Raw genomic sequence first — 6,012 nt, forward strand, 5'->3', positions numbered from 1 at the left:
TCGGACGGGGCCCGGCCGGGGAGGACGTGTCCTCAGCCGCCGAGGGCCTTCAGCCAGCCCTTGCGTGCCTCGAGCGCCTCGGTGGCCTTCGCGATGGCTCCCGCATTCTTCGACGCCTTGGCCTTCTCGAGATCGGCCTCGAGAGCGGCGATGGCGTCGCGCAACTGCTGCGTCATGTCGTTCTGACGCGCCTTGGTCTCCGGGTTGTTGCTCTTCCAGTCGGCATCCTCGCGAGCCTTGACGCCGTGCTCGATCTTGCGCAGCTCGTCGTCGAGACCCCGTTCGGCCTCGCGCGGGAAGATGCGGCCGATCTCGTCCCAGCGACGCTGGATACCGGTCAGCAGCGTCCGCGCCTTCACCAGGTCCTTCTCCTGCGGCACCGCGGCGGCCTCCGCGAGGAGCGCGCGCTTCGCCTCGATCTTCTCGCGCGACTCCTCGGCATCCGCCTGCTCACGCTCGCTGCGGGCGGCGTAGAGCGCGTCGCCGGCCGCCTTGAAGCGTGCCCACAACGCGTCGTCTGCCTTCTTGCCGGCGCGCCCCGCGCTCTTCCACTCGTCCAGCAACGTGCGGTAGGCGCCGATGCCGTCCTCGCCCTTACTGGCCAGCGCCTCGGCGCGCTCGACGAGGCGAGCCTTGGCGTCGCGAGCGGCGCGGTGCTGTTCGTCCATGCCCGAGTAGAACTCGCGACGGTGCTTGTCGAGCGTGGCGCGCGCATCGCGGAAGCGCTTCCACAGCTGCTGGCCCGTGCTCTTGGGCAGGCGCGGACCCGTCGCCTGGTGAGCCTGCCACTGCGCGAAGAGCTCGCCGATATCCGCGGTGGTCTGCTTCCACTGGATCGACTTGGGGTCGCGGGCCGCCAGGGCCTCGATCCTCTCGACGAGCGCCGTCCGCTCTGCGATGGCGGCATCGACCGCCTCGCGCTGCGCCTGCGCCTCTTCGGCCGACGCCTCGCTGAGTGCGGCATCCAGCGCGCCCAGTCGCGCCTCCAGGGCCGCGAGGTCACCCACGGCGGCCGCACCGACGACGCGCTCACGCACGGTCGCCAGCGTCGAACGGAGATCGGAGGCGGACGCCCCGCCGTTGCGGTGACGAACCTCGAGCAGAGTGACCTCACCGGCGAGATCGACGTACTTCCGCTCGAAATAGGCGAGGGCCTCCGCGGGCGTGCCGTCGGGGTACTGACCCACGACACGCCAGTCATCGCCCTCGCGCACCGAGACGGTGCCGTCGTCATCCACGCGACCGAACGAGTCGGGCGCGGCTGCCGGGAGGGGGGCGACGGCGGCGCGACGCGCGGGAGGGCGCGGGACCGGCATCGCCCGGGGAGTCGGAGCCGGCGCCGGTCGCGCCGAAGCGGGCGTAGCCTCCGCGGCTGCGGCCTCGTCGGAGACGGGCGCGGCCTCGTCGGCGGCAACGGTGGCGGTGTCCTCGACAGCGGCCTGTTCGGCAGGCTCGTGGTCGGGCTGGGAAGGGGAGACGTCAGTCACGGATAGCACCTCGTCGCGGCGCACGCCGCATGGGGGTTCGGTCGGCTTACAGCCTATACGGGCGTGCCCGCCGTCCGTGGAGCGCTCACCCGCGACGCGCGCTCCACCGCTGACTGTCAGGGCGCGGTGGTAGAAGACGGTGTCGGTGCCGGGATCTCGGAGGAGCCGGGCAACTCCAGCGGCGTCGGGGCGGGTGTGGCGGCGCCGCTCGGAGCGGGCGTCGGCGCGCCTGGTCCGGCGGTGTAGTACGCGACCTGACCGCCGACCACCGCGAGCAGCAGAAGGCCTCCCGCGACGCCCGCGATGACGTTGTCGCGGCGCCGGCGTGCGATGAGGCTCGCGTGGAACTCCTGGCGTGCCCGATAGAGGCGCGCGCGTTCCTTCTCGTCGCGCGATTGCTTCTTGCCCGCCGCAGCCACCCGGACCTCCTTCGTGTTGATGCGCCCCGGCCGCCGTGATCCGGGCCGGGCAGCACTCTGGGAAGACTACGTCGCGGCGCACGCTGTCGACAAACCTGGGCGGCCCCGACGTCGGCGGTCACGGATACCCTGGTCCGGTGGCATCGGCATCCGCTCTCTTCCAAGGCCAGACCCCTCTGGCCGTCCGGATGCGACCGACCTCTCTGGAGGAGGTGGCCGGCCAGGGGCATCTGCTGCGCCCCGGATCTCCGTTGGTCGCCCTCGCCGACCCGGCAGGCGCCGCGAAGACAGCCGTCTCGGTGATCCTGTGGGGCCCGCCGGGCACCGGCAAGACAACACTGGCGCAGGCGATCGCGCGTACGTCGGGACGCCGGTTCGTGGAGCTCTCGGCGGTCACCGCCGGCGTGAAAGACGTGCGCGAGGTGATGCAGGAGGCGATGACCCAGCGCGACCTCTACGGCATCTCGACGATCCTCTTCCTCGACGAGATCCACCGCTTCACCAAAGCCCAGCAGGACGCTCTTCTGCCGGGCGTGGAGAACGGTTGGGTGATCCTGATCGCCGCGACTACCGAGAACCCGTCCTTCTCGGTCATCTCGCCGCTGCTGTCGCGGTCGCTGCTGCTGACCCTGAAGCCGCTCACCGACGACGATCTCGGCCTCCTGCTCGATCGCGCGGTGTCGGATGCTCGCGGGCTGAATGGGGCCGTGGTCCTGGATGCCGAGGCACGCACGGCGCTCGTCCAGCTGGCTTCCGGCGACGCACGCCGCGCGCTCACTTCGCTCGAAGCGGCGGCGGCCATGGTCGTCGACGACGATGCCGATGGCGACGGGCGCCCGGCCGTCACAGCGGCCCACGTCGCCCACGCCGTCGACCGCGCTCTGCTGCGCTACGACCGCCAAGGGGATGAGCACTACGACGTCATCAGTGCGTTCATCAAGTCGATCCGAGGCTCCGACGTCGATGCCGCCATGCACTATCTGGCGCGGATGATCGAGGCGGGGGAGGACCCGCGCTTCATCGCCCGGCGTCTCGTGATCTCGGCATCCGAGGACATCGGCCTCGCCGACCCGCAGGCGCTGGTCATCGCGGTCGCCGCCGCCGACGCCGTCGCCTTCATCGGCATGCCCGAGGGCCGTATCCCGCTCGCGGAGGCCACCGCCTATCTCGCGACGACGGCCAAGTCCAACGCCGCCTACCTCGCGATCGACACGGCGATCGCCGACGTGCGTGCCGGGGGATTCGGCCGTGTGCCCACGCACCTCCGCGACGCGCACTACCCGGGCGCGAAGCGGCTCGGCCACGGCAAGGGCTACGTCTATCCGCACGACCTCGAGGTGGGCGTCGCTACCCAGCAGTACCTGCCGGACGAGCTGCGGGGGCGCCACTACTACGAGCCCACCGGACGCGGTCTGGAGCGCGACATCGCGGCACGCGTCGAGAAGATCCGCAAGATTCTCGGGGATTGAGAGCGCCCGCGGCGTGCGAGGAGACTGTCGCTCCGCCGGCCGGTGCGAGGATCGAGAGATGGACGACGAGCGCGCACAGCCCTGGCAGCTGCTCACCGAGACCGAGGTCTACAACGGGTATACGCGGGTACGCCGCGACACGTACCGTCTTCCGGACGGCTCGGTCTCCGACTGGGACGTGCTCGATCAGGGCGACACCGTCGCCGTTATCGCTTTCACCGACACCGGTGACGCCCTCCTGTTCGAGCAGTACCGCGTCGGTCCGCGCGCTCTGGTGCGCGAGCTTCCCGGCGGGCTGATCGACACAGGCGAGGATGCTCTCACCGCCGGCGCGCGCGAGCTGCTCGAGGAGACGGGGCATCGCGCCGCGGCCCTGTTCCACGCCGGGAGCGAGTGGTCGGGAGCCAACTCCACTCGACGCAAGAACGTCGTGGTCGCCGCCGGCTGCCGCCGCGTCGCAGATCCGCACTGGGAAGACGGCGAGACGGGTGTCGTTCGCACGATCGGGATCGACGAGCTCGTCGCGCACCTGCTGGCGGGCGGTTTGAGCGACGCGGGGGAGGCTGCGCGTGGGCTGCTCGTGTTCACGCGGGCATCCGTCGCCGACCCCGTGCTCCGCCGTGCACAGGAGCGAGTGCGCTCCGCGCTGGAGCGTGCGCTGCGATCGACGCCGGTCGCTGATCCCGTCGATGAGTTCGCACTGTTCTGGGATCGCTTCGATCCGGCGGACCCCGCGACGGCGCACGCAGAGCTTGGGCGCCTCCTCGACGCGTGTGGACAGGAGGATGCCCGCGCCGCATTCGAGCGGGCGTCGCTGTATGACGCGCTCGGCGAGGAAGAAGCCGCGATCCCGCTGTACCGGCAGGCTCTTGATCGGGGCCTGGCCGCCCCGCACCGCACGCAGGCGGTCATCCAGCTGGCGAGCTCACTGCGCAACGTGGGCGACGCCTCCGCCGCGATGGCGCTCCTGCGCACGGTCGGCGACGACGACCCGCTGATCGCCCCCGCCCGCGCCTTCCTCGCCCTCGCGCTGCATGACGACGAGAAGCCGACCGCGGCGGTGCGCACGGCTCTACAGACGCTCGCGCCGATGCTGCCGCAGTATCGCCGGGCCGTCGACGCGTACGCGGGGGAGCTGGCGAGCCTCGCCCGCATCCGCGCGATCGCCGTCGGGCTGGTGGTCCAGGACGGACGTGTGCTGCTGGAGTCGTACCCGGAGACCGACCGGCACGGCGAGTTCCTCCGTGCTCCGGGTGGCGGCATCGAGTTCGGCGAGACCGCGGCGCGCGCCGTCGTCCGGGAGTTCGCCGAGGAGCTTGCGGCGGAGTTCGACGACGCCGTGCTCGCGGCCGTCACCGAGAACATCTTCGACAGCGGCAGCGGTCGCGGGCACGAGATCGTGCATGTCTTCCGGGGACGTTCGCCGCAGCTGGCCGCGCTGCCGGTGGGTGAACGGCTGCCCGTGCGGGACAGCCACACGACGGTGGGCTGGTACGAGATCGCGGCGCTGTGGGCTGCGGATGCGCCGCCCGTGTACCCGGTCGGCGTCCTCGACCTGCTGCGCTGAGTGTCGACTGTGACAGGCTGACGGGATGTCGGCTCTGCTCATCGGCGTCATCGCCGTCACGCTGCTCAACCTGTACGCGGCCGTCCTGATCGTGCTGCGCGCGCGGGTCTACGGCGTGAAGCTGTACCGGCCGATGCTGCTGAACATCGGACTCTCCTTTCTTCCTGTGCTGCTCGCGGTCGTGCTCGGCGCGGGCCTGCTTCTGCTGACCCCCTTGATCGGGCGGGCGACCGAGGCGATCGCCGGGGCGGGCACGTTTGCCGTGTGGGCCTACCTGATCGTCGCGACGCTGCTGTGGCTCGTGTTCTTCCCGAACTCGGTGTACCTGATCACGGAGCTCAACTTCAGCCATCGAGCCGAGACCACACCGGTACCCCTGTGGTACGACATCGTCCAGACGCTGGCGCTGACGCTTTCCGGCATCGCCAATGCGGTCCTCAGCCTGGCCGTCGTGCAGACGATGGGCCTCGTTCTCATCGATCGCCCCGACGGACGCATCCCCGCCGCCAGCTGGGGCTTCGCCGCGACCGTGATCCTGCTCGGTGCCATCGGCGTCTATCTGGGGCGCTACCTGCGGCTCAACAGCTGGGACATCCGGCATCCGGGATCCATGATCCGCAAGCTGCGTGACCATCTGCGTCATCGGGGCAAAGCTCTGGAAGCGTTCGGCTTCGTCCTCACCCACGCACTGCTCATCGCCATCCTCTACGTGCCGCTGTTCGCGCTGGGCTGGACCGCGTTGCGCGCGGACGTGTGAACTGCGGCGATAAATGTCGCCCTTATCGCGCCGCAGGTGGGCCAGCCACACGAAGGGAAGGGCGGTACCTCAAGCGGCTCTTCGCAGTTGAGGGTGTAGCCGGGGGTCGGGCGGCGGTGGCTGGATAGGGGTCGAGGTCCCCCGAGGAGGGAAGTTCCTACACTCACCATCCGGAAGACCTCGACGTGCTCAACGCTACCTTCGCCGCGCCTTGCCTCACCACGTTCTGCCGCCTCGATGAGCTCGGCCTCGAGGCCGTCGGGCAGCATCTCGACGCGGATCGGGCGGTGATCGAGTGCCGCGTTGTCGACGA

Annotated in this window: 5 protein-coding genes; 3 read left to right on the forward strand and 2 right to left on the reverse strand. The window is 70.5% G+C overall.

Annotation, left to right across the window (positions count from 1 at the left end; genetic code table 11):
• Positions 1-32: 32 nt before the first annotated feature.
• Positions 33-1,487 carry a DUF349 domain-containing protein gene (locus ABS64_RS12445; protein ID WP_061683246.1) on the reverse strand — a complete coding sequence of 485 codons (1,455 nt, stop codon included), beginning with the start codon at positions 1,485-1,487 and terminating at the stop codon, positions 33-35.
• Positions 1,488-1,603: 116 nt separating this feature from the next.
• A complete protein-coding gene (locus ABS64_RS12450; RefSeq protein WP_016465245.1) occupies positions 1,604-1,906 on the reverse strand; it encodes a hypothetical protein in 303 nt (100 codons plus the stop codon).
• 137 nt (positions 1,907-2,043) lie between these two features.
• Between ABS64_RS12450 and ABS64_RS12455 the strand changes: the two genes are divergently transcribed.
• Genes ABS64_RS12455 through ABS64_RS12465 form a run of 3 tightly spaced genes read left to right on the forward strand, consistent with a single transcriptional unit; the run spans position 2,044 to position 5,699 of the window.
• Positions 2,044-3,375 carry a replication-associated recombination protein A gene (locus ABS64_RS12455; RefSeq protein ID WP_231477269.1) on the forward strand — a complete coding sequence of 444 codons (1,332 nt, stop codon included), beginning with the start codon at positions 2,044-2,046 and terminating at the stop codon, positions 3,373-3,375.
• Positions 3,376-3,433: 58 nt separating this feature from the next.
• Positions 3,434-4,942 carry a tetratricopeptide repeat protein gene (locus ABS64_RS12460; RefSeq protein ID WP_036290705.1) on the forward strand — a complete coding sequence of 503 codons (1,509 nt, stop codon included), beginning with the start codon at positions 3,434-3,436 and terminating at the stop codon, positions 4,940-4,942.
• Positions 4,943-4,967: 25 nt separating this feature from the next.
• Positions 4,968-5,699: a DUF1361 domain-containing protein gene (locus ABS64_RS12465; RefSeq protein WP_036290708.1), complete on the forward strand. Its 732-nt coding sequence runs from the start codon at positions 4,968-4,970 to the stop codon at positions 5,697-5,699.
• Positions 5,700-6,012: the final 313 nt, after the last annotated feature.

Origin of the sequence: Microbacterium sp. SCN 69-37 (assembly GCF_001724435.1) — a bacterium.
In the GTDB taxonomy this organism is placed as follows: Bacteria; Actinomycetota; Actinomycetes; order Actinomycetales; family Microbacteriaceae; genus Microbacterium; species Microbacterium laevaniformans.